We start from the raw sequence: 26,465 nt of genomic DNA on the forward strand, positions 1-26,465 counted from the left end.
GCCGGGGCGGCGGGGGGGCCCCCCGCGGGGGGGGGGGGCGGGGGGGCGGGGCGGCCCGCGGCCGCGCGCCCCCCCCCCCCCCGCCCGGTTCGTGAAGTTCCTCGTCGAGTCCCGCGCCGGGTCAATGGAGCTGACGGCGGCCGTAGAGGCCCGCGACCAGCCACACACCGGCCGCGGCCAGCACGACCTGGATGAGGAGCTCGATCCAGTCGACGCCCCCTGTGTTGGCCACGCCGATCGCACCGGCGATGGCGGTGCCGATCAGGGCGGCGACGATGCCGATGACGATGGTCAGCCAGATCGGGATGTGCTGTCTGCCGGGCACGACCAGGCGCCCGAGTGCGCCGATGATCAGGCCGATGATGAGCGCGGAGATGATGCCGCCGATAGTCATCTGATGCCTCCAGACTCCGGGGTTGCGCTGCAGGGCGTAGTTCCCGGCCGGAGGAGCTACAAACCGTCACAGCAGTCCGCGTTCGTGGCCTCGGCGGATGGCGTCGCGGCGGCGGTGGACGTCGAGCTTGCGGTAGATCGCCGCGAGGTGGGACTTCACGGTGTTGACGGACAGGTGGAGTGCGCCGGCGATCTCGGTGACCGTCATGAACCCGGGGAGCAGTCGCAGGACAGCGAGTTCCGCGTGCGTCAAGGTCGCCGGTGTGGCCTGCTGCCGGGTCGCCGCGTCCGCCGGTGGTGCGGGTGACTGCGCGGTGGGTGAGGCGGCCGCGGCGGCCAGGTGCCGGCGGCGGGTGATCAGGAACGGGTGCTGGAGGCGTTCGGGTGTGGCGAGGGTGATCGCCTGCCTGGTCAGGTGGCCGGCGGTGGTGTGCGCGCCGGTGCGTGCCGCGTGGTCGGCGAGCACGAGCAGCGCCTCGACCTGGAGGTGCAGCGGCACGTCGGGAGCCTGCAGCACCGGGCGCAGCAGGTCCTCGACGCGGTCCGGGGCAGGGCGGGCCACCAGCAGTTTCGCTGTGGTGATGGCGGCGACGGCCGGGTTGAGCGCAGCGACAGGATCGGCGTCGCCGGCCCAGCGCCGCTCGGCCTCGGCGGTGCGCCCGATCGCGAGCAGCAGGTCGATGCGCGAGGTGCGGGCGGCGTACCGGGGTATGAGCAGGGTGTCGGCGTCGTCGGCGATGAGCTGTTCGACGCCGGCGAGGGCGGCGGTGTGCTGGTGCCGCTGATGCAGCATGAGGGCGTGGTGCAGTCGCTCGGCGGCGAGCAGCGCCGGGTCGGACTGCCACAGCTCGATGGCGAGGGTGTCGAGGTGGCGGGTGGCGACGTCGAGGTGACCTTGCTGGACCGCGGTCGCGGCGAGGACCACCAGCGCCCAGCCTTCGTCGTGCGAGCCGGTGATGCCGTGCTGCCGGATGTGGGCACGGGCGGTGGCCGCGTGGCCGGCGGCCTGGTGGAGCCGGCCGTCGAGGTGGTCGATGACGGCGTGGTGGCGCAGCGCGACGCCACCGCCAGGGTCGGCACCGGCGGCGGTGAGGTAGTGCGTCAGCGACGCTCGGGCGGCCGCGGGTTCGCCGCGTCCCAGCGCCTGGTGGAGCTGGTCGAGGTGCCTGTCGGGGTCGGTGCCGGGGTCAGTGGTGCCGGCGGGTCGCCGCGGCGGCGCGGTGGCGACCCGGCTGCCGGATCGGCCGGCGTGCAGGTCGAAGGCGGCGGCGAGATCGGCGTCGTGGCGCAGTGCGGACCAGGGCTGTGGCAGTGCCGCGGTGACGATGGCCCGTCCTTGCGCGGCCCGGATCCCGGCCTGGTGCGTCCGGGCCATCGCGATGGCGAGGTCACGGTCCCGGCCGGCCAGCGCGTGCCGCAGGGCCTCGGCCGGCTGGTCGTGGGTGCAGTACCAGGCGGCGGCGGTCCGGTGCAGGTGTCGTGCCCGGGTCGGATCGTCGCGGGTCAGCGTGGTGTAGAGGCTGCTGCGCCACAGGCGGCGGTACCGGAACCAATCCGAGCCGGGGTGCATCGGGACGGCGAACATCGCCTCGCGGGCGAGGCCGGCGAGGACCTCGCCGGCGTCGTCGTGGCCGGTCAGCGCCTCGAACAGGGCCGAGTTGACCGACTCGACGACGCTGGTGTCACGGACCGCGTCCCGCCATCGCGCCGGGAAGCCGCTCAGGACCTCGCTGTGCAGGTACTCCTCGAGGCCCTCGCCGGTGTGCAGCAGATGCTCGATCACCGGTTCGGGATCGTGCGGGCGGGCAGCGAGCTCGTCGGCCGCGATCGCGAGACCGACGGGCCAGCCGCCGGTGATCGCATACAGCCGCCGGCGGACAGCGGCCGAGACGGGCAGGCCACGGCGGGCGCACAGTTCGGCGGTCTCACGATCGGTGAACATCAGGTGGGCATCGCTGAGGATCGGGTGGGGCGCGGGCGTGCCGGGCCCCTCGCCGGCGGGGGCGCACCGGCCGACGAGGATGATCCGCAGCGGTCCGGGCCCTGCGGCGAGGCCGTGGAGCTGCCGGCTGAAGGTGGCGCCGGTGACGGTCTCGGTGCCGTCCAGCACCACGATCGCCGGCGATGCGTCGGCAGGGTCGCAAACGGCGCGCAGTGCTGAGCGGAGTTCGCCGGCGGTGGCCGCATCAGCGGGCCACCACGGTGCGGGCCGCTGGTTCGCGCGCCACCATCGTTGCTGGTCGCAGCGGGCGAGGTCGATGTACACGATGCCACGCCCCGCGGCGGACGCCGCGATCCAGTCCAGCAGCACGGTGGTCTTTCCGGACCCCGCAGGGGCGTACACTGTGCCGATTGGCTGACTGCCGGTGGTGAACCTGGTGAGGATCCTGTGCAGCCGCACCCGCGGCAGCAGTCCTGGCGGCGGGAGCGGACCCGCGTCGCCGGCCGTCAGCCGCGCCAGCACCGCGAGCCAACCGGGCACTTCGGGCCGATCAACCCGGCACCGCGTGGCAGGACACCTGTGAGTGCCGGCCACGCTCGCATCGACATTTCGGTATCCACCCCCACGGTTGACCACACGGCCGCGACGACATCAGTGCATCGACGATGCCCGACGTTGCCGCGGGTGTCCATTCCAGTCGCAGAGTGTAAGTAGTTCAGTGTGGACCACCCAGGATCATCGCGCCATCCGGTGACCGCCCACCGCGTCGCACTTCCCGGACGTGCGGGCACGCCCCCGCGCTCCGATGATCGAAGGGTCGAACGGTGTGCAGGAAGGACCCGCAATGACTGATCAGTGGTTCCTTCCGCCGACGATCGACCCGGTCCGGTCCGCCGCGATGATCCGGGACCGCGCCCGGCTTCGGGCCGTCGCGGCGACGGGGCTGAGCGACGCGCCGCACCGCCGGTTCGACACGATCGCCGAGCAGGTCCGTGCCAAGCTCCACACGCCGGTCGCGCTGGTGGTGCTCATCGAGGTGGACCGCCAGATCTTCCCGGGCGCGGCCGGGCTCCCCGAGCTGTGGCAACACAGCCGCCAGACAGCGCTGACGCACTCGTTCTGCCAGTACGTCGTCGGCACCAACGACCATCTCGTCGTGCGCGACGCCCGCCGTCATCCGCTGCTGCACACCAACGACGCGATCCGCGACCTCGGCGTCGTGGCCTACGCGGGCACCCCGCTCACCTCCCGCGACGGGCAGGTCGTCGGCGTCCTGTGCGCCATCGACAACCAGCCCAGGGAGTGGACCTCAGAGGAGCTCGCCGACCTCGACGCCCTGGCGACCGACTGCAGCGCGGCCCTGCACGCGCTCTCCCACGCCACGGCGACGCACCGCCCGCCGCTGCCGGACGAGCGTTCCGACCTCCCCGGCGGCGACAGCGACACCGGTCAGGACGTCCCGGCACGCGCGCCCGGCAGCGGCGGGCTGTGGTCGACCGCAGGACTGCCCAGCGGCCTGGTGTTCGACGGCCGGCCGCCGCTGCGCACCACGGCGACGTTCCTGGTCAGCTCCGCGCGGCTGCACGGCGAACCCGTCGCCGTCGGTGTCCGTCTCGTCGACACCAGCGCGGCACGCCGCAGCCTGCACCGCCACATCGACGTGGCCCGGGCGTTCGACCGCCACCGGCCGCCCGTCGTCGTAGGCGCATACCGCTGGAGCGACGACGACCGCGTCCTCATCCTCACCCGCGCCATCGGCGACCCGCTCCGCGCCGGCCCGGACACCGTCAGCGATCTCGGCATCGAGCAGGTCCGCCGGATCATCCACACCGCCGCCCTGCTGTCCACCTGGCGGCCACCCGGCGACGCCGTGCAGCGCTGGCACGTCGACTACGAGCGCAGCATCACCGCACACCACCACGCCGGGCACCTCACCGACGACGACGCCCGCCGCACCCTCGCCCTCCTGCGACGCTGCGACGACGTCCGCACCTTCGCCCACGGCAACCTCGTGCCCCACAACATCCTGCAGCTGCCCTCCGGCCGGCTCGGCCTGCTCGACTTCGGCGCCGGCGGCATGTACCTCACCGGCCTCGACCTCGCCACGCTCTACCTCACCACCGCCCACGACCCCGAAGCCCGCCGCGAACTCCGCGACCGCGTCACCGACACCGACATCCTGGAGCCCTTCACCGTCAACCTGATGCTCGCCACCGCCCGCATGGCCTCCCACCACCACCCGACCGCGCCCAGCCCGGTCCTCGCCCACCGCCGCAACGCCCTGATCCGCGGCCGCCGCGCCGCCCGCCACCTGCTCACCACCCTCACCGGCGCGTAGGCGCCTCCTGGCGTGCGCACGACCCGGGCACGCGACGACACGGTCTTGTTCCTGGTCGGCTGACTCGACCTTCAGCCTGTGCTGTGGACGTGGTGGCGGCAGCGGATCGGGCTCAGGTGGGTAGCGCAGTGGTGAGAGCCTCGCGGAGGGAGCGGATGGCGGGGTGGTCGGCGTGGCCCTGGCGGACGGCGGTGGAGAGTTGGCGGTGGGACTGGGGTTTCGGCAGGGGGCGGGTCGGGACGGTGGGGCGGCGGCCCCGCCAGGTGAGGTCGGGCAGGAACGCGGCGGCGTGGCCGGCCTCGACGAGGCGGACGTGCAGCAGCAGGTCGCTGCTCTCGTAGCGCACGTCGGGCTCGAAGCCGGCCTTGCGGCAGACGGCGACCGCCCACGTCCTCGCCGCCGTCCCCGCGGGCTCCATCACCCACGGGTGACCGGCGAGGGCGGCGAGCGCCGCCTGGTTCTGCGGCGTGCGGACGGCCCGCGGGTGCGCCAGCCTGATCGGGTCGGCGCACAGCGGCGCGACGTCGATGCCGGCGGCCGGTGGCTGTGGGCTGTCCGGGTACTCCTCCACGATGACCAGGTCGAAGTCGCGGGCGAGCAGCGCCGGGATGGCCGCTTCGGGCTCGGCCTGCGTCAGGTGTACGCGCAGCTGCGGGTGGCTGCGGCCGAGCGCAGTGATCGCCGGTGGGAGGAGGGCGAGCGCGGCCGTCTGGAACGCGGCGACACGGATGGCGCCGGCGGCCACGGCGGCGGACGCGGCGATGTCGGCCTGAGCGCGCTCCAGCTCCGCGAGGATCCGGTCGGTGCAGGCGACCAGGATCTCCGCCTGCGGCGTGAGCCTGACCCTGCGCCCGACGTGCTCCAGCAGCACCGCGCCGGTCTCGGCCTCCAGCTGTGACAGCTGCTGCGACACCGTCGACGGGCTGTAGGACAAGGCGGAGGCGACCGCGGCGAGCGTGCCGCGGTGGGCGAGCTCGCGGAGCAGCCTGAGCCGGCGCAGATCGAGCACCCCGCCCCCCAACCGTCGACAAAACCGAACGATACTCCTCGGAACCATCCGCTGGACGGACGTGTCACGCGACGCCGATGCTGAACGAGTGGAGTTCAACGCGCAACTGCGGCAGTGGCGGCACGACCTGCACGGCATTCCGGAGCTCGGCTTCCAGGAGCACCGCACCGGCGACTACCTGGCGGCCGCGCTGGACGCGATGGGCCTCGAGGTCACCCGCGGCGTCGGCGGCACCGGGCTGGTCGCCACGCTGCGACGCGGCACGGGCGGCGGCGCGATCGCGCTGCGGGCCGACATGGACGGTATTCCGCTGCACGAACGCGGCGAGCGCCCGTACCGCTCCCGGCACGACGGCGTCATGCACGCCTGCGGGCACGACGGGCACATGGCGATGCTCCTCGGCGCCGCCCGGTCGCTGGCGGAGGCCGAGCTGGAAGGGGCCGTGCACTTCGTGTTCCAGCCCGACGAGGAGCACGGCCGCGGCGCGAAGGCGATGATCGCCGACGGGCTGTTCGAGCGGTTCCCCGTCGACGCGATCTTCGGCCTGCACAACATGCCGGGGCACCCCGCCGGCGGCCTCGCCACCCGGGTCGGCGGGCTGATGGCCAGCGAGGACAACTTCGAGATCCGCATCGCCGGGCGGGGCGGGCACGCGGCCCGGCCGCAGATGGTGGTCGACCCGATCGTGGTCGCGGCCCAGCTCGTCCTGGCGCTGCAGACGATCGTGGCGCGCAACGTCGACCCGACCGACCCGGCCGTCGTGTCGTGCACGGAGATCACCACCGACGGGGCCCGCAACGCGATCCCCTCCCAGGCGGTCATCCGGGGCGACACGCGCAGCTTCACGCCGCCCGTACAGGCGACGCTGGAGCAGCGCATCCGGCAGCTCGCCGACGGGATCTGCGCCGCGCACGGCGCGACGGCCGAGGTCACGTACACGCACGAGTTCGAGCCGACCGTCAACGACCCCGCCGCCGTGGCGACCGCGCTGACCGCGGCCCGGCTCACCGTGGGCGCGGACCGCGTCGACGGCGACACCCCGCCGTGGACCGCCAGCGAGGACTTCGGCGCGTTCAGCAACCAGGTGCCGGGCTGCTTCGCGCTGCTCGGCAACGGCGCCGACGGCCCGTCGCTGCACAGCGCCGACTACGACTTCAACGACGACGTCCTGAGCACCGGCGTCGCGTACTACGTCAACCTGGTCCGCACCGCGCTGCCCGGCGCCACCACATGACGACCGCGAACCCGCTCCGCGACCCGGGCTGGCGCTGCGACCCCGCCCCCGCCGAGGTGCTGGAATTTCACCGGCGGCTTCCCGGGTACGCCCCGACCCCGCTGACCGAGCTGCCCGAGCTGGCCGCCGTGCTCGGCGTCGCCAGGCTCTACGCCAAGGACGAGTCGACGCGGCTAGGGCTGCCCGCGTTCAAGGCGCTCGGCGCGTCCTGGGCCATCCACCGGGCGCTGCGATCATGGGGCGGTGCGGGGCAGGCCACGATCGTCACCGCGACGGACGGCAACCACGGCCGCGCCGTCGCCCGGTTCGCCCGCCAGTTCGGCCACCGCGCCGCCGTCTACGTGCCCGACGGCGTGCACCCGGCGGCGGTGCGGGCGATCCGCGACGAGGGCGCCGACGTCGCCCACGTCCCCGGCGACTACGACACCGCCGTCGCGGCCGCCGCCGCCTCCACCGGCAAGGACGGACCGTTCGTCAAGAACGGCGAGGACCGGCTGCTCGTCCAGGACAGCGAGGACCGGCCGCTCGCCCAGGACGGCGAGAATCGGCCGTTCGTCCAGAACGGCGAGGACCGGCTGCTCGTCCAGGACATGGCGTGGGACGGCTACGAGGACGTGCCGGGGTGGATCGTCGACGGGTACTCCACCCTGTTCGCGGAGCTGCCCGTCCGTCCGGACCTGGTCGTCGTCCCCGCCGGCGTCGGCTCCCTGCTGCAGGCCGCGCTCACCCACTACCGCGGCCGCACCGCCCCACCCGGCACGGCGGTGGTGAGCGTCGAGCCGGACTCCGCCGCGTGCGTCCTGGCGAGCGTCGCCGCCGGCCACCCGGTGACCGTCGCGACCGGCACGACCAGCATGGCCGGGCTCAACTGCGGCACCGTGTCGAGCCTCGCATGGCCGTACATCCGCAACGGCCTCGACGCGTGCACCACCGTCACCGACGCCCAGGCCGCCGATGCGATGCGCGACCTGTCCGCCCACGGCGTCGACGCCGGCCCCTGCGGCGCCGCGGCCCTCGCCGCGCTGCGGTCACTGCGGGTCGCGCCGGACAGCACCGTCGTCCTGCTCGTCACCGAGGGCCGCGCCGCGAACGCGCATTGACGGCGGCCAGGACGGCCTCGGCGGTGACGAGGTCCTGCCAGGCCATGCCGACGCTCTTGAACAGCAGCGGCCGGTCGGCCGGCGGGTGGGCGCGGCCGGTGACGACGTCACGCATCGGGATCAGGTCCTCGGGTCGCAGTTTCCGCTCGTGTACGGCCATGCCGACGTCGCCGGCCTCGCGCAGGGCGGTGGCGGCGTCCTCGACGACGACCGTCGCGCGGGCGCACAGCTCGGACGGCACCTCGCGGGCGTCGGGCTCGTGCGAGCCGACGGCGATGACGGTCGCCGTGTCACGGATCAGGCCGGCGTCGAAGAGCGGCGTCCGCGCGGTCGTGGCGCAGACGACGACGTCCGCCTCGCGCAGCACGTCATCGGCCGGCCGGTCGCCTGCCCGGCTGCGGACGAGGTGCGTGACGGTCGCGAGAGGGAGCACCGCGGCGAGCGTTTCGGCGTGCCCGCGCGCCTGCGGCCCGCCCCCGAACACGGCCACCCGCAACGGATCCGGCATCGCCCGCAGCCGCGGCAGGACGGCGGCGACGGACACCGCCGGCGTGCGCAGCGTCGTCAGCGCCGTGCCGTCCAGCACCGCGACTAGGCTCAGCGACTCGGCGTCGAACAGCAGGTAGGACGCCTGGACGCGGGGCAGCCCGCGGGCCGGGTTGCCGGGCGCGACGGTCGCCACCTTGATGCCCGCGTGCGTGCCGGTCGCCTCCGACGGCATGAGCAGGACCTGGCCCGCCCGCACGGTGACGGCGTGCCGCGGTGGGTCGGCGGCCGGGTCGAGCCCGGCCCGCAGCGCGGCGGTGACCGCGGCGACGGCCTCGGCCGGCCCGCACGCGTCCCGCACGGCGTCGGCGTCGAGGATCAGCGGGCCGGTCACCGCAGCACGAACCCGGGCACCAGCGGGTCGGCGGGGTCGACGACGAACGTGTGCTCACCCGTCCGGTACGCCATCCCCGTCGACACCCCAGCCGCCATCACCACCCCATCTTGAACCATCCGCACCGCGCCGCGGCCTTCGTGGGAACTGTAAGAAGTTCCCGGTCCGGGACCCGGGTGTCGCGCTCGCCGGTGCTGCGGCAGGTGATCGCACTGCCGACCCCGGACCTGCCCACACCAGCGGCGGTCGGCGCGGACGTCTTCGCGTTGCGGCGGGCCGCCCGCTCCGCTGCGGCGTCGCTCGCCGTCATGTGGTAGTCCTGTCGGTGATCGCATCGACGGAAGGGGCACACCTTGATCGAAGATCAGGTCACCGCTGACGCCTTCGCCGGGCGGCTCCTGGACGACGGGCTGTCGCCCCGGGCGTTCGGCGACGGCCCGCCGGCGAGCACGTGGGTCGGGGCGGGTGACGCGCTGCGGCAGCTGGGGCTCGGTCCCGGCGTCGAGGTCCGCGTGCGGGATCTGGTCGCGGTCCTCGAGGGGCGGCATGCCACCACGTCGGCACGGGTGCTGCGCAAGCCGGTCTTCTACGACCTGGTGTTCATGGCGCCGCGTTCGGTGTCGGTCGCCTGGTCGTTGCTCGGCGAAGACGGGCGGGCCGGCATCGAGCAGGCCGTGCAGGCAAGCGGCCACACCCTGCTGACGCACCTGACGCGGATCGCGCCGCTGGCCGGCGGTGCACAGATGCCCCGGTCGTTCGTCGCCGCGCTGGTGCTGCACGCGGTCGGCACCCGGTCCTCCGCCGGCGGCGCCGTCCCGCCGGTCCTGCACGTCCATGGCTGCCTGTTCGCGGTGCAGGACGGCGACGGGTCGCTGATCGCGCCGCACGAGCCGGCCCTCGCCGACGAGGACGTCCAGCGCGAGTGCGACGCCGTCGCCGGCGCCGACCTCGCCCACCGGCTGAGCATGCTGGGCTACCAGGTCCGGAACACCGCCTTCGACGGCACCGGCCACGTCTTCGAGCTCGACGGCGTGCCCGCGGCGCTCCTCGACGACGAGGCGTACTGGAGCAACACCGGCTGCGCCGCCGGCGCGTCCTGACCCGTCCTACGCAGGCCCGGAAACCATCGACGGCCGCTCACGCGGTCCACGTGTGGGCGGTCTCCTTCGCGTAGTCGGCGAAGTCCCGGGGCTCCCGGCCGAGGATGAGCCGCACGTCCTCGGTCAGGTGGGCGTTGCGGCCGTCGAGCACGGTCGCGAACAGGTACATCAGCAGGTCGGCGAGCTCCGGCGGCAGCTGCGCCGCGTAGTCGGCGGCCGGCACCTGGACGAACGTGATGTCGCGGCCGGTCGCGGCGGCGATCTCGGCGACCGCGTCGGCGAAGGTGAGCAGGCGCGGGCCGGTCAGCTCGTACACCTGGCCGTCGTGGCCCTCTTCGGTGAGCGCCGCGACCGCGACGTCGGCGATGTCGTCGGCGTCGACGAACGGCTCTGGGACGTCGCCGACGGGTAGTGCGACCTCGCCGGCGAGGACCGGCTCCAGGAGGTAGTCCTCGCTGAAGTTCTGGTTGAACCAGCTGGAGCGCAGGACCGTCGACTCGACGCCGGCGGACCGCACGATCTCCTCGGACACCGCCGCCTCGTCCTCGCCGCGGCCGGACAGCAGCACGAGGCGGGTGACGCCGGAGGCGACGGCGAGGTCGGTGAACGCCTGGATGGCCTGCGGCGCGCCGGGCACCGCGAGGTCCGGCTGGAACGACACGTACACGCTGCTGACCCCCTCCAGGGCCGGCGCCCACGTCTGCGGGTCGGTCCAGTCGAAGGGCCGCCGGGCGGAGCGGGAGCCGATCCGGACCGGGACGCCGGCGTCGCGCAGGCGTTGCGCGACGCGGCGTCCCGTCTTGCCGGTGCCGCCGAGAACAAACGTTGTCATGCACTCATCTCAGCGCGCCGACTGGCGGTGTTCCATGGGTGAGGCTCGCGGATGCATGTCCGGTCGTCTCGGGTTCCCGGGAAGTCGAGCAGGTACACATTGCCGGTCGTGGAGCTGGCGGCCGTGCCGGCATCGGATACGAGGGCGCGGCGGCACCCGGGGCGGACCCGACCGTCGCGGCCGACGCCGGCGGCAGCGCGTACACCACCCCCATCAGCGACACGACCGCCGCGAGCGTGACCAGTCGCTTCCCCATCACGCCCACGCCGGGTCGGGGATCCAGCTGACGTCGTCGGCCCACAGCCCGGTCGCGTCCCAGGCGTTCGAGCCGCCGTTGCTGGCGATGTACACGTTGTTGCTGTAGTGCCGGATGAACCGGTCCGGGAAGTTCGCCGACGCGAACGAGTTGCCCTGCCCGTTGCGGCCCGTCTGCGGGCAGAACGTGGCGTCGGAGGCGAACAGCGCCGAGCCGTCGTTGGCGTGCAGGTACAACTGGTAGTTCTGGTGCCGCAGATAGCTGCCGGCGGCGTTGCGCGCCTCGAAGGAGACGCAGGCGCTGTTGGCGAGGCCGGCGCGGACCGTGAACGACGCGTTGCTCTTGTCGGTGGCGGAGCTGGAGGCGCTGACGACCTGGGTGGAGACGGTCGCGCCGGAGTGGCTGATGTACCGGGTGGTGCAGCACGCGGTGGTGGCGCGCAGCGACACGTTCGAGCCGACCGCCGGGCCGCCGGTCGAGCCGGACGTGCCGTAGCCGGCGGCGACGATGTTGGCCTGCACCGCGTTCTCCGTCGCGTCCGACGGGTAGCCGGACGTCATGACGCCCTCGTAGAAGGTGCCGGCGGCGCCGACGCTGTTGTCGCCGCCGATGCCGAGGATGATGGCGCCCTCCTTCTTCATCGGGTTGTAGCCGGCGACGTTCGGCCGGGCACCGTTGTAGAAGGTGCCGAGGCTGCCGGACTGCGCGTTGCCGCCGCGGATGGCCCAGTGGTTGGGCTCGCCCTTGACGATCGCGGTGAGGAACCGGTGGCTGATGCTGGGGTCGCCGGCGTTGTAGCGCTGGTTCACGCCGGAGAACAGGCCGTTCTCCAGGTCTGCCATGATCCACGGGCCGTTGCCGGCGCCGTAGCCCCAGACCTTGTTGCTGCCGAAGTAGATGGCCTCCATGGTGCCGTTGCCGTTGTCGCGGCTGTTGGTCTCGGCGTTGCCGTAGTCGAAGCAGCAGCCGCCGTTGTAGTGGGTGCCGTCGAAGATGGCGTACATGCCCTCCGGCTGGTCGCCCTTGGCCACGCCGTTGGTGGCGTTGTTGCGGTACCCGGTGCCGGGCGCGACGAAGACGCCGTACACCTTGTGCCCGCCGACGGTGACCGGCGCGGCCGTGGCGTTGGCGAGGTTGTCGTAGCCGCCCGCCGCGGGGCCGTTGAAGCCACCGGGCGGCGCCTGCGTGAGGCGGTTGTTGCGACCCGTCTGGTCGTAGATGATCGTGATCAGGCACGACGTGCCGGCGCAGAAGCTGTCCTGCGTGGCGGCGTTGGCGTAGCTGCCGGCACTGACCGGCGCGATGTCTCTGGTGGTGTTGTCGGAGGCGCGGCGGACCTGGTACAGCGGGCCGCTGTACGTGCCGTAGAGCGCCCGGGTGGTGCTGTGCGCCGCGACGCACGGGGTGCCGCCGGAGGCGTAGATGTCGCATGGTCCGGTGGTCGCCGCCTGGGAGGTGCCGGCGCCGGCGACGAGGACGCCGGCGAGCAGGGCCCCGGCGAACGCTCCGGCGAGGGCGGCGCGGCGCAGGCGCCGCCGGGTCGGTCGTAGAGTCATCATGACCCCTTCCGTCAGTGGTCGCTGACACGCGGCGGACGGTCAGCGCCAGGCGATGTTATCGCTCACATCAATGATGTCAAGTACATCGATCTTCACACCTAGACCAGCTTCGACAGATCAGGTGAGCGCAAACATCCCCGGTCGTGAAACTTCCGAGTCACCGAAACGTGTTATTCGAGCGGCCTCGATGACATCTACGAGGCGTGGCTACCTTCAGATCCCTCCGCCGCAGGGCAGCGCGCCGCGGGGCCGCGCTGGCGACCGGCTCCGGGCTGCGCGGCGGCGGCATCACCATGTCCGGCGTCAGCAACGTCATCATCCGGAACCTGAACCTCACCGGGTCCAGCGACGACGCCATCAACGTCCAGGACGGCTCCCACCACATCTGGATCGACCACAACACGCTGTCCGACGCCTACGACGGCCTCGTCGACATCCGCCTCGCGTCCGACTAGATCACCGCGTCCTGGAACATCACCCGCGACCGGCCATCCCCTACCCGTACACCCAGGACACCGCGAACTCGGTGAAGTCCATCGTCACCGCGGGCACCGGCGCAGGCCGACTCGGCCTGTAGCCGCACCCCGGCCAGACGTGCCCCGGCGTGCGGTGGGAGCCGCCGGGGCACCCGGGCCTGGAAATTCGCTGGCGCCGGGGCGGGCGCCGGTGTTGCCTAGCCGCGTGATCATCATCAGCGCCGCGAACGGCGCGCTCGGCCGGCTCGTCATCGACCACCTGCTCACCGACCATCCCGCGCTGCCGGTCGCCGCCGCGGTCCGCGACCCCGCGCGCTGTGCCGACCTCGCCGCCCGCGGCGTCGACGTCCGCCACGGTGACTACGACGACCCCAGCTCGCTGCGCGCCGCGTTCCAGGGCGCGGACCGGCTGCTGCTCATCTCCTCCCCCGAGCTCGACTCCGACCGGCGGACCCGCCAGCACCTCAACGCGCTTGACGCGGCCGTCGCGAGCGGCGTGCGGGCCGTCGCGTACACCAGCTTCCTCGGCGCCGACCGCTCCGGCGACGGCCTCAACGCCGCCCACCACGCCACCGAACGCGCGATCGCCGACAGCGGCCTGCGGTCCACCATCCTGCGCAACCCCTTCTACACGGAGGCGTTCGTCAACCCGGCCCTCCGCGACACGGTCACCCTGGCCGACGGCACCGGCGGCCGCGCCCTCAACACCGCACCCCGGTCCGACCTCGCAGCGGCGGCGGCGTCCGTACTGGTGGACGACGCGCACCTCGGCAAGGCCTACGACCTCACCGGTCCACTGTGGACGTTCCAGCAGCTCGCGGCGACCCTGACGAACCTGACCGGCCGCCAGGTCGACGCCGTCCCCGCCGACGACGTGCCCGGCCCGATCGGCTTCCTCATGCACCTCGCCAAGGCCGGCCTGCTCGAACGCCAGACCCCCGACCTCGAGCACCTCCTCGGCCGCCCGCCCACCACCCTCCGCCAGGCCGCCGCCGCCGCGCTCGGCGCCGGTCCCGCCTGACGGACGCTTCGGCTCAGCGGGAGGGCAGGTGCTGCCGGTACGAGCGCATGAGCAGCAACCCGCACACCACGCCCACTCCCGCGAGGCCGAGCAGCAGGGCGGGAACAGCAACGCCTGCCTGCCGGGCGACGACTGACAGGACGGTGGCGGCGAGGATGACGACCAGGCCGGCGAGCAGGCCGCGGGCGCTGCCGAGGACGTGTCCTATATCGGTTATTCCGCGCAACTGACATAGTGTTCCGCCTTGCGGAGTACAGCGTGCGAGAGGCGAGTCGCCTCCCGCACGCTTGTATGCGTCAGCAATCGCCGCCAGTGGACGACGTCATGATTGACACCTCGCGCACGTGGGTGAGGTCAACCGCCGGTGTCAGTTCCACACTGGTGGCCTCCGGTGCCTTTTGCGAGGAGGCTCGTCCAACCGTGACGGCGCCGACCTGGTCATTCGGCTGGCACGGATCCGGCACCACCACACGATTTCCCTCACTCACGTAATACCGCTTGTCACCTGTCGGTATGTGCTCCATGACGAGACCCGTACCGGTGCCACGCACCGAGCCCGGCACATCGCTGATGTAGGCGTACGCCGGGCCAGCGAATCCGGTACTGGTCACCAGGTCAATGGTCGCTTCGCCACGCGTGACGTCAACCGCGGTCACGCGTCCGACCAAACCCTCTGTCACCACAGCGAGTTGGCCTCGCCGCACCGCCTGAATTTGCTGGACAGCCACAACGATCTGCTGGCCGGTTGCAGACAACACCCTGCCCGGCACTGCTCGCGGGTCTTCGTCGGCGCCGCCGTCGCCGTGTACCTCGAACACCTTCGTCATCTTGGCCAGCGGCCGATTCGGCTTGACAAAGCCAAAGATGGTCGTTGACTGCGCTGTCCCGGGCAGCGGGAACCTTACGACGACAAGGCGGCTGGTCGGCGCCTCGGGATCGCCGATCATCTCATCGTCAAAGATCGTATTTGAGACTCGCACCGTAGTGACACCTGGCATGGCAACAACGATTGCTTGGGTACCAAAATCATCCGTACTGACTGCGCCGACCGGTCCGGTCAGCCGGGGACTGACCAGGCTGATCACCTTGGTCGTGACGGGGTCGGGTGCGGGCCGATCCGCCCGGAGCCGCAACGCGTTGGCCGCACTCACATCACTGGTGAAGAACGCCAACCGCGCGGCACCCTGCTTGTCGTAACCCTGCAAGACGGCGATCGAGTGCAGTTGCTGTTCATTCCGCATGGCGACGAGAGCCCGGACAGCGGTGTGCGGCCCTCCGGTCCCTGTGGAATCCCAGACGTCCGTGGCCTCGCGGACCAGACCGGCATCAACGTCACCGACAGCAGACCAGCCCAGGAACGGGCCATCCGGGGGTGGCGCGGCAAGCTGTGGCGCCGAGCCGAATCCGACCACCCTGTACATGGTCACCAGTACTGCCACGCACACGGCGGCCGCCGCACCGGCGGTCACACGCCGCCGCCGGCGAAGCCGACGTGACCGCCGCATGACCTTGTCAACGTAGCCCTCGACAGGTTTCACCGGCTCGGCCAGGGCAGCGAGGCGGTCACGCAACTCTGTCTGGCTATGCATATCGCACCCCGTGTTCAGCTGTGGCGTCGACCTCGACCCAACGCTGGCGCAGCGCCCGCAGACCCCTTGACGAAAGACTCTTGACCGTGCCCACCGAACAGCCCAACGCCAGCGCCGCGTCCTGCTCGGACAGGTCTGCATAGAAGCGCAGGACGACCGCCGCACGCTGTCGTGCCGGCAGAGCATCCAGCGCCCGACGCAGCCAGTCCCGCTGTTCCACCCCCACGTACTCGTCCCGGGCCTGACGTTCCACCAGCCGGTTGAAGGGCTGCTCCCACCAGGCCCGGCGGCGCCGCGCGCTGAGGTAGGTATTGATCAGCGTCCGTTGCACATAGTTGTCGATTCCCTCGGACCGCTGCAGACGCGACCACACCACGACCGTCTTCGCCAACGTGGTCTGCACCAGGTCTTCGGCTCGGCCGGCATCCCCACAGAGCAGAAAGGCCTCACGAAGCAAGCGACCGTAGCTAGCCCTGACGAAGGCTGTCACCCCGTCGTCGTCCTGGCTGTCCATGCTTCCTCACCACCCTCGCCAACCTCGTCATAGCAACTACCTACGCTGTGACCGCATCGAAAGGTTGCCGCCAGAAAAGAGCTTCTGGTCCAATTCGCCGAGCATGTTGTGGAGCCGGCGGCGGTACGGGACGACTGCCGCGACCGGGCGCCGGGGTTCTCCGCGAACCAGGCTGTCAGTTGACGCTTTCGCCCCGAGTTGTACCTCTTCCCGTAGAGCCCGGCGCAGGGCGGCCACGCCGAGACCGGCGTACTCCGTCGACCAGCAGACGGTGCGGCGCAGGCCCCGTGCTCCTTGATCGCGCTGGTCAACCCGTTCTGCTGCCGTATTTGGTCTGGAAACTACGGGCGGGTCCGCATGGAGACGACCGACACGGCGCGTAGGCTTTCCTAGGATGCTAGGAACCGAGGTCCATGAGTGCCTCGGAGGCGACGGGGCGGAAGCCCGCGGCCTGGAAGGCCCGGATGCTGCGGGCGTTGCCGGCCGCCTGCTGCGACCAGACCGGCTCCCCCGCCGGGACGAGGTGCCTGGCGGCGGTGGCGAGCGCGCGGCCCAGCCCCCGGTGGCGGGCGTCCTCGTCGACCTCGATCGCCGTCTCCCAGCGGCCCGCGACCCCGCGGCCGACGATGACGATCCCGCCACCGGCGGTCCACACCCGCACCTCGTCGCGGTGGCGCAGGGCCCGCCGGACGCGAGGGTGCTCCGGATCGGTGAGCTCGCTGAGCCGTACCGGCGGATCCCCGGACAACGGAGCGGCCACGGTCAGCAGGTCGATCGTGTCCATGGTGCGGCCCGTGCGCTCGAGGAGCGCGGCCAGGAAGCGCGGGTGCATGGCGGCGGCGAGCGGGTCGCAGTCCAAGGCCGCGAGGGTCGCCCGGACCCAGCCCGGGTCCTCGTCGGTGAACACCACCGAGTGGGCGGTGAAGGCGACCACCCCCGCGTCGCGGGCGGATGGCTGCGGCACGACCGTCACGCCGCCGTCCGCGGGCGGGAACCGCCCACCGGCCGCCGCCGACAAAAGCTGAGCGAGATCCATTCCTACAGGTATAGCGGCGCTGTGGCGTTGCGCCGGTCTGGCACACTGCCGCCGTGATCAAGGAGCTGGACGATCTGGACGGGGTTGGCTGGGGAGCGCTCGGCCACGCCTGGGGCGCCGCTGACGACGTGCCGGACCTGCTTCGCCGGCTGGCCGGGCCGGAGCCGCGGGACCGTGCGGACGCGCTGAGTGGGCTGCGCGGGGCCGTGTACCTCCACGGTGACGTGTTCGACGGCACCGTGGCCGCGATCCCGTTCCTGCTCGGCCTCGCGAGCGACCCCCGGGTGCCGGACCGGGCCGGCGTGCTGCGGCTGCTGGCCGGCATCGGGGGCGCGACCCGGCGCGAGGACCAGGACCCGGACTTCGTCGCCGCCCGGGCGGCGGTCGCCGACGCCGCGCCGCTGTTGCTGCGGCTGCTCGACGACGCCGACCCGGCCGTGCGCCACGCCGTGCCGGCCACGCTGCTCGTCCAGCGCGGTGACGCGGGCGTGATCCTGGCGGCGCTGCGCGCCCGGCTCACCGTCGAGCCGGACCCCGACGTCCGGGGCGCGCTCGCCGCGGCGGTCGCGGGCCTGGGCCGGCTCGCCGCCGCGGGTCTGGTCTCCGGCGTCGACCCGGCCGAGGTCGGCGCGTGGTTCGCCGGCTGGTTCGCCGCGCCCGCTCCGGCCGGCGCAGACGTGCCCGGCCCGGCCAGCGCAGACGTGCCCGGCCCGGCCAGCGCAGACGTGCCCGGCCCGGCCAGCGCAGACGTGCCCGGCCCGGCCAGCGCAGACGTGCGGTGCAGGCTCGCCGCGGTCGCCGGCCTCGTCGACACGGCCCCGGAAGCACTCGCCGGTGACCTGGTCCCGGCCGTGGCCGGACTGCTCCGGGCGGATCTGCAGGCGGTACCTCCGGAGGCGCTGCCGGCCGTGAACGTGTCCCGCCCGCAGGACCTGGTCGGGGTGGTGTCGCCCGCGCGCCTCATCGAGCCGCAGTCGACGGCCGGAAGCCGGGACGAGCTCGTCGAAGACCTCAGCCTGGCCATGGAGGAGCGGATCGAGGACCGCGTCGCGCTGCTCACGGGGCTGCTGTCGGCCGGCGCGCCGGCGGCGCGATCCGCCGCGCTGCGCCCGGCCCTGGGCCTCATCGGGTACTGGCGCGGCGACTACACCGACCTCATCGCACTCCTCGGCGCCCAGCTCGCGGACGCCCGCCTGGCCGGCCGGGCCGCGCTCGTCTTGGAGCATCTCGACGCGCTGGCCGCGCCCGCCGCCGACGCGCTGGCCGCCGCCGTCACGTCGGCCGCGCCGGAATCCCCGTACGGGGACGGGCCCCCGCCCTGGGTCGTCACCTGGCGGGCGTGGGAACCGAACGTCGGCCCGACCGTGCGGGCGCTGGCCGCGCTCAACGACGAACGGGCGCTGCCCGCCGTGCGGGCGATCCTCGACCGCGACGTCCTGCCGAGCAACGCCGCCCCGCTGGCGGCCCGGTACGCCGCGACGGCGCCCGACCTCCTGCCCACCGTCCGCCGCCGCTGCGCCGAATCGGCGGACAGTGCCACAGCCGGACACCGTCGGGCCCTGACCGTGGTCGCCGCGGCGCTCGGCCCGGCGGCCGCCGAGGCCGTGCCCGAGCTGCTCGCCGGACCGGTCGACCTGATGACCGCCAACGCCCTCGGCCGCATCGGCCCGGACGCGGCGGCGGCCGTCCCGGCGCTGCGGGCCATGCTCGACCGCGACGGCGGGTACCTCGCGGCCGCCGCGCTGTGGCAGATCACGGGCGAGGCAGGGCCGGCGGTCGAGTCGCTCGCCCGCGAACTGGACGATCCGTGGGACGCCACGACCTCCGCCGCCGAAGCAGCGGGCCGGCTCGGCCCGGCCGGTGCCGCCCTCGAGGCACCGCTGCGCGCCCTCGTCGACGCCGACGACGACCACATCCACGTCGCCGCGGCCCAGGCCCTGTGGCGGGTCACGGGCGACGCCGAGACCCCGCTCCCCGCCCTCGCCCGGCTCTGGACCGCCAAACCGAGACGCCGCGCGGAGATCGCCGCCCACCTCGCCACGATCGGGCCGGCGGCCCGGCCGATGCGCGATCTCGTCGCCGCTGAGCCGCAGGAGCGGTTCCGGCACAGCGCCGCGCTCAACGGCTGGTCCACCAGACAGGTCGCCGACGACCTCGCCCTGCTCCACGACTGCCACACCATTCTCGCCGCGACCAACTGACCAGGAGCAGCAGTCGCGCCCGAAGCGGACCACCTCGCCCGTGGCGTCCAGCGCTACGGCCGGCCGATGCCGGCGCTGACGGCGAACGCTGCGGCGGCGAGCAGCAGGTACATCGGCACCAGCAGGACCGCGTCGGGGACGACGAGGCTGGGGAAGCCGGCCAGCCATCGCTTCAGGTCGCCGTCCGTCTCGGCGCTGAGCGGCACGATCGCCGACGGCACGGGCGTAGGGTCGGGCGGGGGACGTTTCCGTCAATGAGTGGCAGTCGATGCGGGGGACACAGCGATGGCGACATTCGGGCGTGGCGACGAGCTGCGGGGAGCGCGGTTCACGGATGCGGATCTGCACGGGGCCCGGTTCGTCGGGGCGGACCTGTCCGGGGCCGTGATGCGGGGCGTCGAGCTGCGAGGCGTGGAGCTCGACTCGCCGTGGCTGTTCGAGGGCGGGAACGTCCTGCTGGTCAACGGGGTCGACGTGCTGCCGTTCGTCGAGGCGGAGCTGAACCGGCGGTTCCCGGGGCGGGCCTACCGGCAGGCAGGAGACCCCGACGGGCTGCGGGCGGCGTGGGCGGCGGTCGAGGGCGCGTGGGCGGCGACCCTGGCGCGGGCGGCGGCGATGCCGGACGGCACGGTCGACGAGTCGGTGGACGGCGAGTGGTCGTTCGCGCAGACCCTGCGGCACCTGGTGGCCGCCACCGACATCTGGCTGGGCAAGGCGATCCTGCGGGCCGAGCAGCCGTTCCACCCCATCGGCCTGCTGTACACCGACGCGGGGCAGGACGGTCACGACATGTCGGTCTTCACGGCCGGGACGCCGCCGTACGCGGAGGTGCTGGAGGTCCGGGCGGGCCGCGTCGCGATGGTCCGCGACTTCCTCGCCGGTGTCACGGCCGACGAGCTGGCCGCGATCCGCCGCAACCCGCACTCGCCCCAGCACGAGGAGACCGTGCGCTCGTGCCTGCACGTGATCCTGGAGGAGGAGTGGGAGCACCACCGCTACGCCGTGCGCGACCTCGACGCGATCGAGGCCCGCGCGTCATGACGCGAGATAGGCGACCGCGAGCAGCCAGCCGGCGAACGCCCCGGCCACGCCGGCGAGCACGGCCACGCCGGCGAGCACGGCCGACCGGCGAGGCCCGCGCGTCATGACGCGAGGCAGGCGACCGCGAGCAGCCAGCCGGTGAACACCCCGGCCACGCCGGCGAGCACGGCCGACCGGACGCGGGCGGCGGCCAGGCCGCCCGCCACCGCGGTCCCGGCCAGCAGCGCCTGAGTACGGGTACTCATCAGCTCCGGCGGGCGATCTGCGTGAGCAAGCCCGCACTTGAGCGGTCGCTCAAACCGTGCCAGACTCCGGTTTGAGCGATCGCTCAAGGGGAGGAGCAGTCATGAAGGTCGTCGTCGCGGGCGGGTCCGGTGGGCTCGGGCGGGCGGTTTCGCGGGACCTGACCGCCCGCGGGCACGAGGTCGTCGTGCTGAGCCGGTCACCGGCCGCGCCCGGCTCCGGGCGGTGGGTGCGCTGGGACGGCGCGACCGCGGGGGCGTGGGCCGGCGAGCTGCGCGGCGCCGCCGTCGTCAACCTGTGCGGCGCGCTGGTCGACCGGCCGCCGACCGCGGCGAACGTCGCGCTGCTGACCCGGTCCCGCGTCGAGCCGACCCTGGCGCTCGCCCGCGCCGCCGCGGAGGTCGACGCTGGGATGCCGGTGTGGGTGCAGATGAGCACCCTCGCGATCTACGGCGACGCCGGCGAGGCCGTGCTCGACGAGACCGCGCCCGCCGCCGACGGCCCGGCGCAGATGGCCGGCGTCGCCAGGGCATGGGAGGAGGCGGCGGCGGACGTGCCGGCGCTGCACCGGATCGTGCTGCGCACCGGCATCGTGCTGGAGCCCGGCACGCCCGCGATGCGGCGCCTGACGGGGCTCGTGCGCTGGGGGCTCGGCGGCCGGGTCGGCGACGGGCGGCAGTGGATCAGCTGGCTGCACGTCACCGACCTGCTCGCCGTCATGCGCCGCTGCCTGCACGACGGCCCGGCGCTGAGCGGGGTCGTACACGCGACATCGCCGCAGCCGGTGCGCAACGCGGAACTCATGGCGACCCTCCGGCAGGCGCTGCACCGCCCGCCGGCACCGCCCACCCCGGCCACGCTGGTCCGGCTCGGAGCGCGGGTGCTGCGGACCGACCCGGCGCTCGCGCTGACCGGCCGGCGGTGCGTCCCGGCGCGGCTGCTGGCGGCGGGCTTCCGGTTCGCCCATCCCGAGCTGCGGGGCGCGGTCACCGACCTGCTGGCACGGGGCGCGCGCCCGGCCGCACGCGCCGCTCAGGTGGAGCCGGCCGTGCCCGCTTGACCTCAACCGCGGTCGAGGCCAGACGCTGGACGGCGCCAACCGTCGCGACCAAGGGAGCCCGTCCGTGACCACCGTTCTCGTCGTCGGCGCCACCGGGAAACAGGGCGGCGCCGTCGCCCGGCTGCTGCTCGACCACGGCCACGCCGTCACCGCCTTCGTGCGCGCACCGTCGTCCCCGGCCGCCGCCGCCCGGGGTGCCGACGCGGTCTTCGGCCTGTCGGTGCCGTTCGGCGCCGGCGGGGTCGCCGAGGAGGTCGCCCAGGGCCGGGTGCTCGTCGACACGGCCGCGAAGGCCGGCGCGCACCTGGTGTACTCCTCGGTCCGCGGCGCCGACCGGGCCGTCGCCACGGACATCGGCCACGCCGACAGCAAGCAGTCCGTCGAGGCGTACCTGCGGGCGCGGGACGACCTGCGCGCCACGGTCCTCGGGCCGGTGTACTTCATGAGAACGCGCTGAACGTCGGCATCAGCCGCCTCACCGACGGCGTCCTGGCCAACCCGCTCTCCCCCGGCAAGCCCCTGGACCAGGTCACCGTCCTGGACATCGCCGGCCTCGCCGTCCACGCGATCGAGCACCCGGACCGGTTCGCCGGCCACCGGATCGACGTCGCCTCCGACCGCGTCACCGGCGAGGAGGCGGCCCGCATCCTCGGTACGGTCCTCGGCCGCGAGATCCCGTATCGCCGGCTGCCGCTCGAACAGGTCCGCCGGTGGGCCGGCGACGAGATCGCCGACATGTTCCAGCGGTTCGAGGACACCACCGACTTCCTCGACATCGCCGGCCTGCACGCCGCCTACCCGGAGGTGCGCTGGCACAGCTACGCGGACTGGGCCCGCACCGTCGACTGGGACCGCGTCCTGCGCGGCGACGCACCGGTCCACTGACCGGGGCCGCCGGGGCGTGGCGCCGCTGCTCAGATCGGCGGTCGGCGCCCCTGGCACCGCGGCCGTGACAGAACCGGCACGGTGCCGGTCCCCGACGCCCGTGGCCGTGAGCCCGGCCGTGACGATTCACAGCGCTGCCGCCGGACCGTTCGGGACCAGCTGACCCCGTCACGTTCACCCGCGTGTGCGGCACGGTTCAGCGGCCGGCGTCCGGTGCGCTCGCGGCGCGTCGTCCGTGCCCGGCGGTGGCGCGTCGAGGCGCTCCAGCACCGCCTCCAGCGAAGGCCGGGGCGCCGTACGCCGGGCGAGCCCCGCCGGCAGCCGCGCGAGCAGCTGCAGCACGGCCCGCCGGGCGACCGGGTCCGCGCCGGCCGCGCGCAGCAGACCGGCGCTCATCCCCGCCGCGACCCGGACCGGACGGCGCATCCACGCCGTCAGCGCGCGGTTGCGGGCGGCGAGCATCTCCTTGTGGTGGCGCTGCCGCACGGTCGACGGCGCCGGGTGATGGTGCGCGACGACGTCGGCGCAGTACGCCAGGCCCCAGCCGGCGCTGTACAGGTCCCACGCCATCCGCTGCTCCTCACCTATGAAGAACACCACCGGGTCGAAGCCGCCGCAGGCCAGGAACGCGTCCCGGCGCACGACCGCCGAACAGGCCAGGAACCCCAGCACCGCCGGGCCGGGCAGGTCCTCCGGCACGCCGAGCGGCGCGGCGGCCAGGACGTCGGCCATGGGGTCCACGTGCTCCTGCGGCCCGACCAGCGTCCGCGCGGCGATGAGCGCGAGGCGCGGGCAGGCGTCGAACAGCGCCGCGCACCGGGCCAGCGCGCCCGGCGCCCACCACGAGTCGTCGTCGGCGAACGCCACGTACGGCGTCCGCGCGGCCCGCACCCCGTGGTTGCGGGCGACGGCGCCCTCGTTGCGCCGCAACGGCAGGACCGTGACGCCCGGGAACCGGTCCGCGACCATCGCCGGGGTGCCGTCCACGGAGGCGTTGTCGACCACGACGACGCCCGCCGGCCGGTCCGGCAGCGCGGCCAGCCGCTCCAGCGTGCGACCGAGCAGCCCGCTGCGGTTGCGGGTCGCGATCACCACCGTGACGTCGGGCACGGTTCCTCATCGCCAGATCTGCACGGGTCAAACATCACGCCGGCGTCCAGCCCGAGGCGGCCCGTCGCACCGTGCGGGTGAGCACGGCCCGCGGCCCAGCGGGGGTCGGTCGTCGCGGAGGCCCGGTGACCCGCCGCGGGTGGTTCGCCGCGCCGGGCCACGGATACGTTTGGGGCGCCGGCACGCGGGCAGCGGCCCGGCGTGTCCCCGGCTGCGCCCTCGACGGCTCCGGCGCGGGCGCGTCACCTGCCAGCGCTCGACGGCGTCCGGGCCGTCGCGCTGTGCGCGGTCCTGCTCGTCCACGGCCTTCCGCGGCTGTTGCCGGGCGGGTTCCTCGGCGTGGACCTGTTCTTCGTCCTGTCCGGCTTCCTCATCACGTCGCTGCTGCTGCGCGAGGCCGAGGAGACGGGCCGGATCTCGCTGGGCGGGTTCTGGCTGCGCCGGGCGCGGCGGCTGATGCCCGCCCTGGTGCTGATGATCGCGTTCGTGGTGCTCGCCGCCCGGTGGCTGCTGCCCGCGCAGGACCCGGCGCCGCTGCGGACCGACGCCGCCGCGGCGCTCACCTACTGGGCGAACTGGCGGATGGCGTTCCGGGGCGGCGACTACTTCACCGAGACCGCCGCCGCGTCACCGTTGCAGCACACCTGGTCCCTCGCCATCGAGGAGCAGTTCTACCTGCTGTGGCCGCCGCTGCTGCTCCTGGCGCTGCGCCTGCCGCGGCGGCGGCTCGTCATCGGGGCCGGCGCGCTGCTCGGCGCGGCCGCCTCGGTGGTCACCGCCGCGTCGCTGCCGGCCGCGGACGGCACGGACCGGCTCTACTTCGGCACCGACAGCAGGGCGTGCGCGCCGCTCATCGGCTGCGCGCTCGCGGCGGGCCTGCCGGTGCTGACCCGTCACGCCACCCTCCGTCGTGTTGCCGCGGCCGCCGGTGTACTGGTGTGCTGCGCCGGCCTGGCTGTCGCACGCGGCGACTCCCCATGGCTGTTCCATGGCGGGCTGGCACTGTTCGCGATCGCGGCCGCCGCGGTCATCGGCGAGCTCGCCGCGGCGCCGTCCTCCCCGGCCGCTCGCCTGCTGAGCGCCCGTGCCGTCGGGTGGCTCGGGCAGATCTCGTACGGCGCGTACCTGTGGCACTGGCCGCTGTTCGCGATCCTCGACGCCGACCGCACCGGGCTCACGGGCGTCCGGCTCTTCACGGTCAGGGTGGCCGCGACCGTGCTCGTGGCCGCGGCCAGCTTCGTCCTGGTGGAGCAGCCGATCCGCCGCGCGGGCGCGGGCACTGCCGGGCGGCGGTGGCTGCTGCCGCTGGGCGCCACGGCGACCGCAGCCGCGGCGACGGTGCTCGCCCTGCTGGCGGGTCCGCCCGCCGCTCCGCCGCCCCGGGACGCGGCCGCCGCACCTCCACTGGCGACGGTCGCCGCCCCGCAGAGTCCGGGCGGCGGCGGTGCTGTGACGGCTCGTCCCGGCCGGCGCCCCGGTCCCCCGCGGGTGATGGTCATCGGCGACTCCGTGTCGTGGACCCTCGGCGCGTACTGGCCCGGCGACCCCCGCTTCGAGCTCGACAACCAGGGCGTCCAGGGCTGCGGGATCGCGGTCCTGCCGGACCTCCGCTACGCCGGCGACCTGCACACCAACCTCCCGTACTGCGTGACCTGGCAGTACCGGTGGAGCAGCTCCGTGACGAAGTCCGAACCCGACGTCGTGGTCGTGCTGCTGGACCGGTGGGAGCTGATGGACCGCCGGCTCGACGGCCAGTGGACCCACGTCGGCGAGCCGGACTACGACGCGTACCTCACCGGTCAGCTCCGGACCGCGATCGACCTCGTCGCCGGCCGCGGCGCCCGGGTCGCGCTGCTGACCGCCCCGTACACGCGACGCCAGGAACGACCGGACGGCGGCCTCTGGCCCGAGGACACCCCGGAGCGCGTCGACGCGTGGAACCGCCTGCTGCGCGCCACGGCCGCCGACCATCCGAGCCACCCGGTCGTGCTCGACCTCAACCGCGTCGTGTGCCCCGACGGCAAGTTCACCTGGCAGGTGGCCGGCGTCCGCGTCCGCAGCGACGGCCTCCACCTCACCCCCGAGGGCGTCCGCGGCATCGTCGCCCCGTGGCTCGCCCCGCAGCTCGCCGCCCTCGCGACCACCTGACCACCTTTGGCGGACCGCTCACTTCACGACATGGAAGTCCGGGTGCCCTCGCCAGGCGCGCATCGCCGGGGCGTCGAGGTAGACAGCTTGGTCGGCCCGCACACACCGGCCGGCGTCGCTCAGGTGCCGGAGCAGGTCCGCTGACGGCGGCGAGGAGAACTCCACGAACACCCAGCCGTCGACCCTTCCCGCCACCGCCGCGGCGATCCGGGCGAGGGCCGGCCGGCCGGCGGGGTCGCTGACCAAGATGTGCACCACGATGTCGCAGCGGATCACCGCCCCGGCGGCCCGCTCGACGCTGCGCAGCTCCTCCGGCTCAGCCTCGGTGTCCGGCGCCTGAAGGTCGTAACCGTAGGGCAGGCCGTCCGCGGAGTACCAGTAGCTCGGGTCCGGTCTGTACCGCGTCAGACCCGCGGCGGTCATCTCCTCCACCACCACCGGCTCGACCCGCTCCGCGGTCCAGGGACTCAGAATGCTCAGCGCTGTTCCACCCACAGG

General features: G+C 73.8%; 27 protein-coding genes and 1 pseudogene. 14 read left to right on the top strand and 14 right to left on the bottom strand.

Going from position 1 to position 26,465, the window contains the following annotated elements:
• Positions 1–121: 121 nt before the first annotated feature.
• Both ACFY3L_RS41015 and ACFY3L_RS41020 read right to left on the bottom strand, forming a co-directional pair.
• Positions 122–394 carry a GlsB/YeaQ/YmgE family stress response membrane protein gene (locus ACFY3L_RS41015; protein ID WP_389337408.1) on the bottom strand — a complete coding sequence of 91 codons (273 nt, stop codon included), beginning with the start codon at positions 392–394 and terminating at the stop codon, positions 122–124.
• A gap of 66 nt (positions 395–460) precedes the next feature.
• On the bottom strand, positions 461–2,875 hold the full coding sequence (locus tag ACFY3L_RS41020; RefSeq protein ID WP_389337411.1) for a LuxR C-terminal-related transcriptional regulator: 2,415 nt from the start codon (positions 2,873–2,875) through the stop codon (positions 461–463).
• A 304-nt stretch (positions 2,876–3,179) separates the two neighbouring features.
• Here ACFY3L_RS41020 and ACFY3L_RS41025 point away from each other — a divergent pair, with 304 nt between their 5' ends.
• Positions 3,180–4,673, top strand: a complete 1,494-nt coding sequence (locus ACFY3L_RS41025; protein ID WP_389337414.1) for a GAF domain-containing protein — start codon at positions 3,180–3,182, stop codon at positions 4,671–4,673.
• Positions 4,674–4,785: 112 nt separating this feature from the next.
• Here ACFY3L_RS41025 and ACFY3L_RS41030 read toward each other — a convergent pair whose 3' ends face one another.
• Positions 4,786–5,682 carry a LysR substrate-binding domain-containing protein gene (locus ACFY3L_RS41030; RefSeq protein ID WP_389337417.1) on the bottom strand — a complete coding sequence of 299 codons (897 nt, stop codon included), beginning with the start codon at positions 5,680–5,682 and terminating at the stop codon, positions 4,786–4,788.
• Between the two features lie 88 nt (positions 5,683–5,770).
• Between ACFY3L_RS41030 and ACFY3L_RS41035 the strand changes: the two genes are divergently transcribed.
• Complete coding sequence (locus tag ACFY3L_RS41035) at positions 5,771–6,916, top strand: M20 aminoacylase family protein (protein WP_389337420.1); 1,146 nt, start codon at positions 5,771–5,773, stop codon at positions 6,914–6,916.
• On the top strand, positions 6,913–8,016 hold the full coding sequence (locus tag ACFY3L_RS41040; protein ID WP_389337423.1) for a pyridoxal-phosphate dependent enzyme: 1,104 nt from the start codon (positions 6,913–6,915) through the stop codon (positions 8,014–8,016). The genes ACFY3L_RS41035 and ACFY3L_RS41040 overlap by 4 nt, the downstream gene beginning before the upstream one ends.
• On the opposite strand, the gene ACFY3L_RS41045 is transcribed toward ACFY3L_RS41040, so the two are convergent.
• Positions 7,985–8,896, bottom strand: coding sequence for an ornithine cyclodeaminase family protein (locus ACFY3L_RS41045; protein WP_389337426.1), 912 nt, complete (start codon positions 8,894–8,896; stop codon positions 7,985–7,987). The genes ACFY3L_RS41040 and ACFY3L_RS41045 overlap by 32 nt on opposite strands.
• Positions 8,897–9,006: 110 nt before the next feature.
• Here ACFY3L_RS41045 and ACFY3L_RS41050 point away from each other — a divergent pair, with 110 nt between their 5' ends.
• Together ACFY3L_RS41050 and ACFY3L_RS41055 are read left to right on the top strand one after the other, a co-directional pair.
• Entirely contained in the window at positions 9,007–9,213 is a 207-nt protein-coding gene (locus ACFY3L_RS41050) for a hypothetical protein (protein ID WP_389337429.1), read from the top strand.
• A gap of 36 nt (positions 9,214–9,249) precedes the next feature.
• The gene (locus ACFY3L_RS41055; RefSeq protein WP_389337432.1) at positions 9,250–9,996 is read left to right on the top strand and encodes a relaxase domain-containing protein; all 747 of its coding nucleotides are present in this window, start codon (positions 9,250–9,252) and stop codon (positions 9,994–9,996) included.
• A 37-nt stretch (positions 9,997–10,033) separates the two neighbouring features.
• On the opposite strand, the gene ACFY3L_RS41060 is transcribed toward ACFY3L_RS41055, so the two are convergent.
• Entirely contained in the window at positions 10,034–10,828 is a 795-nt protein-coding gene (locus ACFY3L_RS41060) for an NAD(P)H-binding protein (protein ID WP_389337435.1), read from the bottom strand.
• Between the two features lie 255 nt (positions 10,829–11,083).
• The gene (locus ACFY3L_RS41065; RefSeq protein ID WP_389337587.1) at positions 11,084–12,640 is read right to left on the bottom strand and encodes an alpha-L-arabinofuranosidase B; all 1,557 of its coding nucleotides are present in this window, start codon (positions 12,638–12,640) and stop codon (positions 11,084–11,086) included.
• A gap of 206 nt (positions 12,641–12,846) precedes the next feature.
• Here ACFY3L_RS41065 and ACFY3L_RS41070 point away from each other — a divergent pair, with 206 nt between their 5' ends.
• Both ACFY3L_RS41070 and ACFY3L_RS41075 read left to right on the top strand, forming a co-directional pair.
• On the top strand, positions 12,847–13,098 hold the full coding sequence (locus tag ACFY3L_RS41070) for a hypothetical protein (RefSeq protein ID WP_389337438.1): 252 nt from the start codon (positions 12,847–12,849) through the stop codon (positions 13,096–13,098).
• A gap of 226 nt (positions 13,099–13,324) precedes the next feature.
• A complete protein-coding gene (locus ACFY3L_RS41075) occupies positions 13,325–14,140 on the top strand; it encodes an NAD(P)H-binding protein (RefSeq protein WP_389337441.1) in 816 nt (271 codons plus the stop codon).
• Positions 14,141–14,153: 13 nt separating this feature from the next.
• Here the strand turns inward: ACFY3L_RS41075 and ACFY3L_RS41080 are convergent, their stop codons facing one another.
• The 4 genes from ACFY3L_RS41080 to ACFY3L_RS41095 all read right to left on the bottom strand — a co-directional run bounded on the left by ACFY3L_RS41080 (position 14,154) and on the right by ACFY3L_RS41095 (position 17,279).
• Positions 14,154–14,366 carry a hypothetical protein gene (locus ACFY3L_RS41080; RefSeq protein ID WP_389337444.1) on the bottom strand — a complete coding sequence of 71 codons (213 nt, stop codon included), beginning with the start codon at positions 14,364–14,366 and terminating at the stop codon, positions 14,154–14,156.
• A 70-nt stretch (positions 14,367–14,436) separates the two neighbouring features.
• A complete protein-coding gene (locus tag ACFY3L_RS41085; RefSeq protein ID WP_389337447.1) occupies positions 14,437–15,711 on the bottom strand; it encodes a rod shape-determining protein MreC in 1,275 nt (424 codons plus the stop codon).
• A gap of 10 nt (positions 15,712–15,721) precedes the next feature.
• A complete protein-coding gene (locus ACFY3L_RS41090) occupies positions 15,722–16,243 on the bottom strand; it encodes a SigE family RNA polymerase sigma factor (protein ID WP_389337450.1) in 522 nt (173 codons plus the stop codon).
• Positions 16,244–16,640: 397 nt separating this feature from the next.
• Positions 16,641–17,279, bottom strand: a complete 639-nt coding sequence (locus ACFY3L_RS41095) for a GNAT family N-acetyltransferase (protein WP_389337453.1) — start codon at positions 17,277–17,279, stop codon at positions 16,641–16,643.
• A 53-nt stretch (positions 17,280–17,332) separates the two neighbouring features.
• On the opposite strand from ACFY3L_RS41095, the gene ACFY3L_RS41100 reads away from it, so the two are divergent.
• On the top strand, positions 17,333–19,480 hold the full coding sequence (locus ACFY3L_RS41100) for a hypothetical protein (protein ID WP_389337456.1): 2,148 nt from the start codon (positions 17,333–17,335) through the stop codon (positions 19,478–19,480).
• A 53-nt stretch (positions 19,481–19,533) separates the two neighbouring features.
• On the opposite strand, the gene ACFY3L_RS41105 is transcribed toward ACFY3L_RS41100, so the two are convergent.
• A complete protein-coding gene (locus tag ACFY3L_RS41105; RefSeq protein ID WP_389337459.1) occupies positions 19,534–19,701 on the bottom strand; it encodes a hypothetical protein in 168 nt (55 codons plus the stop codon).
• A gap of 64 nt (positions 19,702–19,765) precedes the next feature.
• Here ACFY3L_RS41105 and ACFY3L_RS41110 point away from each other — a divergent pair, with 64 nt between their 5' ends.
• Entirely contained in the window at positions 19,766–20,521 is a 756-nt protein-coding gene (locus ACFY3L_RS41110) for a DinB family protein (RefSeq protein ID WP_389337462.1), read from the top strand.
• A 101-nt stretch (positions 20,522–20,622) separates the two neighbouring features.
• On the opposite strand, the gene ACFY3L_RS41115 is transcribed toward ACFY3L_RS41110, so the two are convergent.
• Positions 20,623–20,766, bottom strand: a complete 144-nt coding sequence (locus ACFY3L_RS41115; protein ID WP_389337465.1) for a hypothetical protein — start codon at positions 20,764–20,766, stop codon at positions 20,623–20,625.
• Between the two features lie 101 nt (positions 20,767–20,867).
• Here ACFY3L_RS41115 and ACFY3L_RS41120 point away from each other — a divergent pair, with 101 nt between their 5' ends.
• From ACFY3L_RS41120 to ACFY3L_RS41135, 4 genes and pseudogenes are all read left to right on the top strand, one after another.
• Positions 20,868–21,824 carry an epimerase gene (locus tag ACFY3L_RS41120; RefSeq protein WP_389337468.1) on the top strand — a complete coding sequence of 319 codons (957 nt, stop codon included), beginning with the start codon at positions 20,868–20,870 and terminating at the stop codon, positions 21,822–21,824.
• A gap of 64 nt (positions 21,825–21,888) precedes the next feature.
• Positions 21,889–22,281 (top strand): NmrA family NAD(P)-binding protein, encoded by a 393-nt coding sequence (locus ACFY3L_RS41125; RefSeq protein WP_389337471.1) that lies wholly within the window; start codon positions 21,889–21,891, stop codon positions 22,279–22,281.
• A gap of 86 nt (positions 22,282–22,367) precedes the next feature.
• Positions 22,368–22,448, top strand: a pseudogene (locus tag ACFY3L_RS41130) (hypothetical protein); the annotation flags it as partial.
• Positions 22,449–22,559: 111 nt separating this feature from the next.
• Positions 22,560–22,709, top strand: a complete 150-nt coding sequence (locus tag ACFY3L_RS41135) for a hypothetical protein (RefSeq protein ID WP_389337474.1) — start codon at positions 22,560–22,562, stop codon at positions 22,707–22,709.
• 174 nt (positions 22,710–22,883) lie between these two features.
• Here ACFY3L_RS41135 and ACFY3L_RS41140 read toward each other — a convergent pair whose 3' ends face one another.
• Positions 22,884–23,819 (bottom strand): glycosyltransferase family 2 protein, encoded by a 936-nt coding sequence (locus tag ACFY3L_RS41140; RefSeq protein WP_389337477.1) that lies wholly within the window; start codon positions 23,817–23,819, stop codon positions 22,884–22,886.
• Between the two features lie 201 nt (positions 23,820–24,020).
• On the opposite strand from ACFY3L_RS41140, the gene ACFY3L_RS41145 reads away from it, so the two are divergent.
• Positions 24,021–25,967, top strand: a complete 1,947-nt coding sequence (locus tag ACFY3L_RS41145; protein ID WP_389337480.1) for an acyltransferase family protein — start codon at positions 24,021–24,023, stop codon at positions 25,965–25,967.
• 18 nt (positions 25,968–25,985) lie between these two features.
• On the opposite strand, the gene ACFY3L_RS41150 is transcribed toward ACFY3L_RS41145, so the two are convergent.
• On the bottom strand, positions 25,986–26,462 hold the full coding sequence (locus ACFY3L_RS41150; protein ID WP_389337483.1) for a hypothetical protein: 477 nt from the start codon (positions 26,460–26,462) through the stop codon (positions 25,986–25,988).
• Positions 26,463–26,465: the final 3 nt, after the last annotated feature.

The organism is Dactylosporangium sp. NPDC000521 (genome assembly GCF_042898305.1).
Taxonomy (GTDB): Bacteria; Actinomycetota; Actinomycetes; order Mycobacteriales; family Micromonosporaceae; genus Dactylosporangium.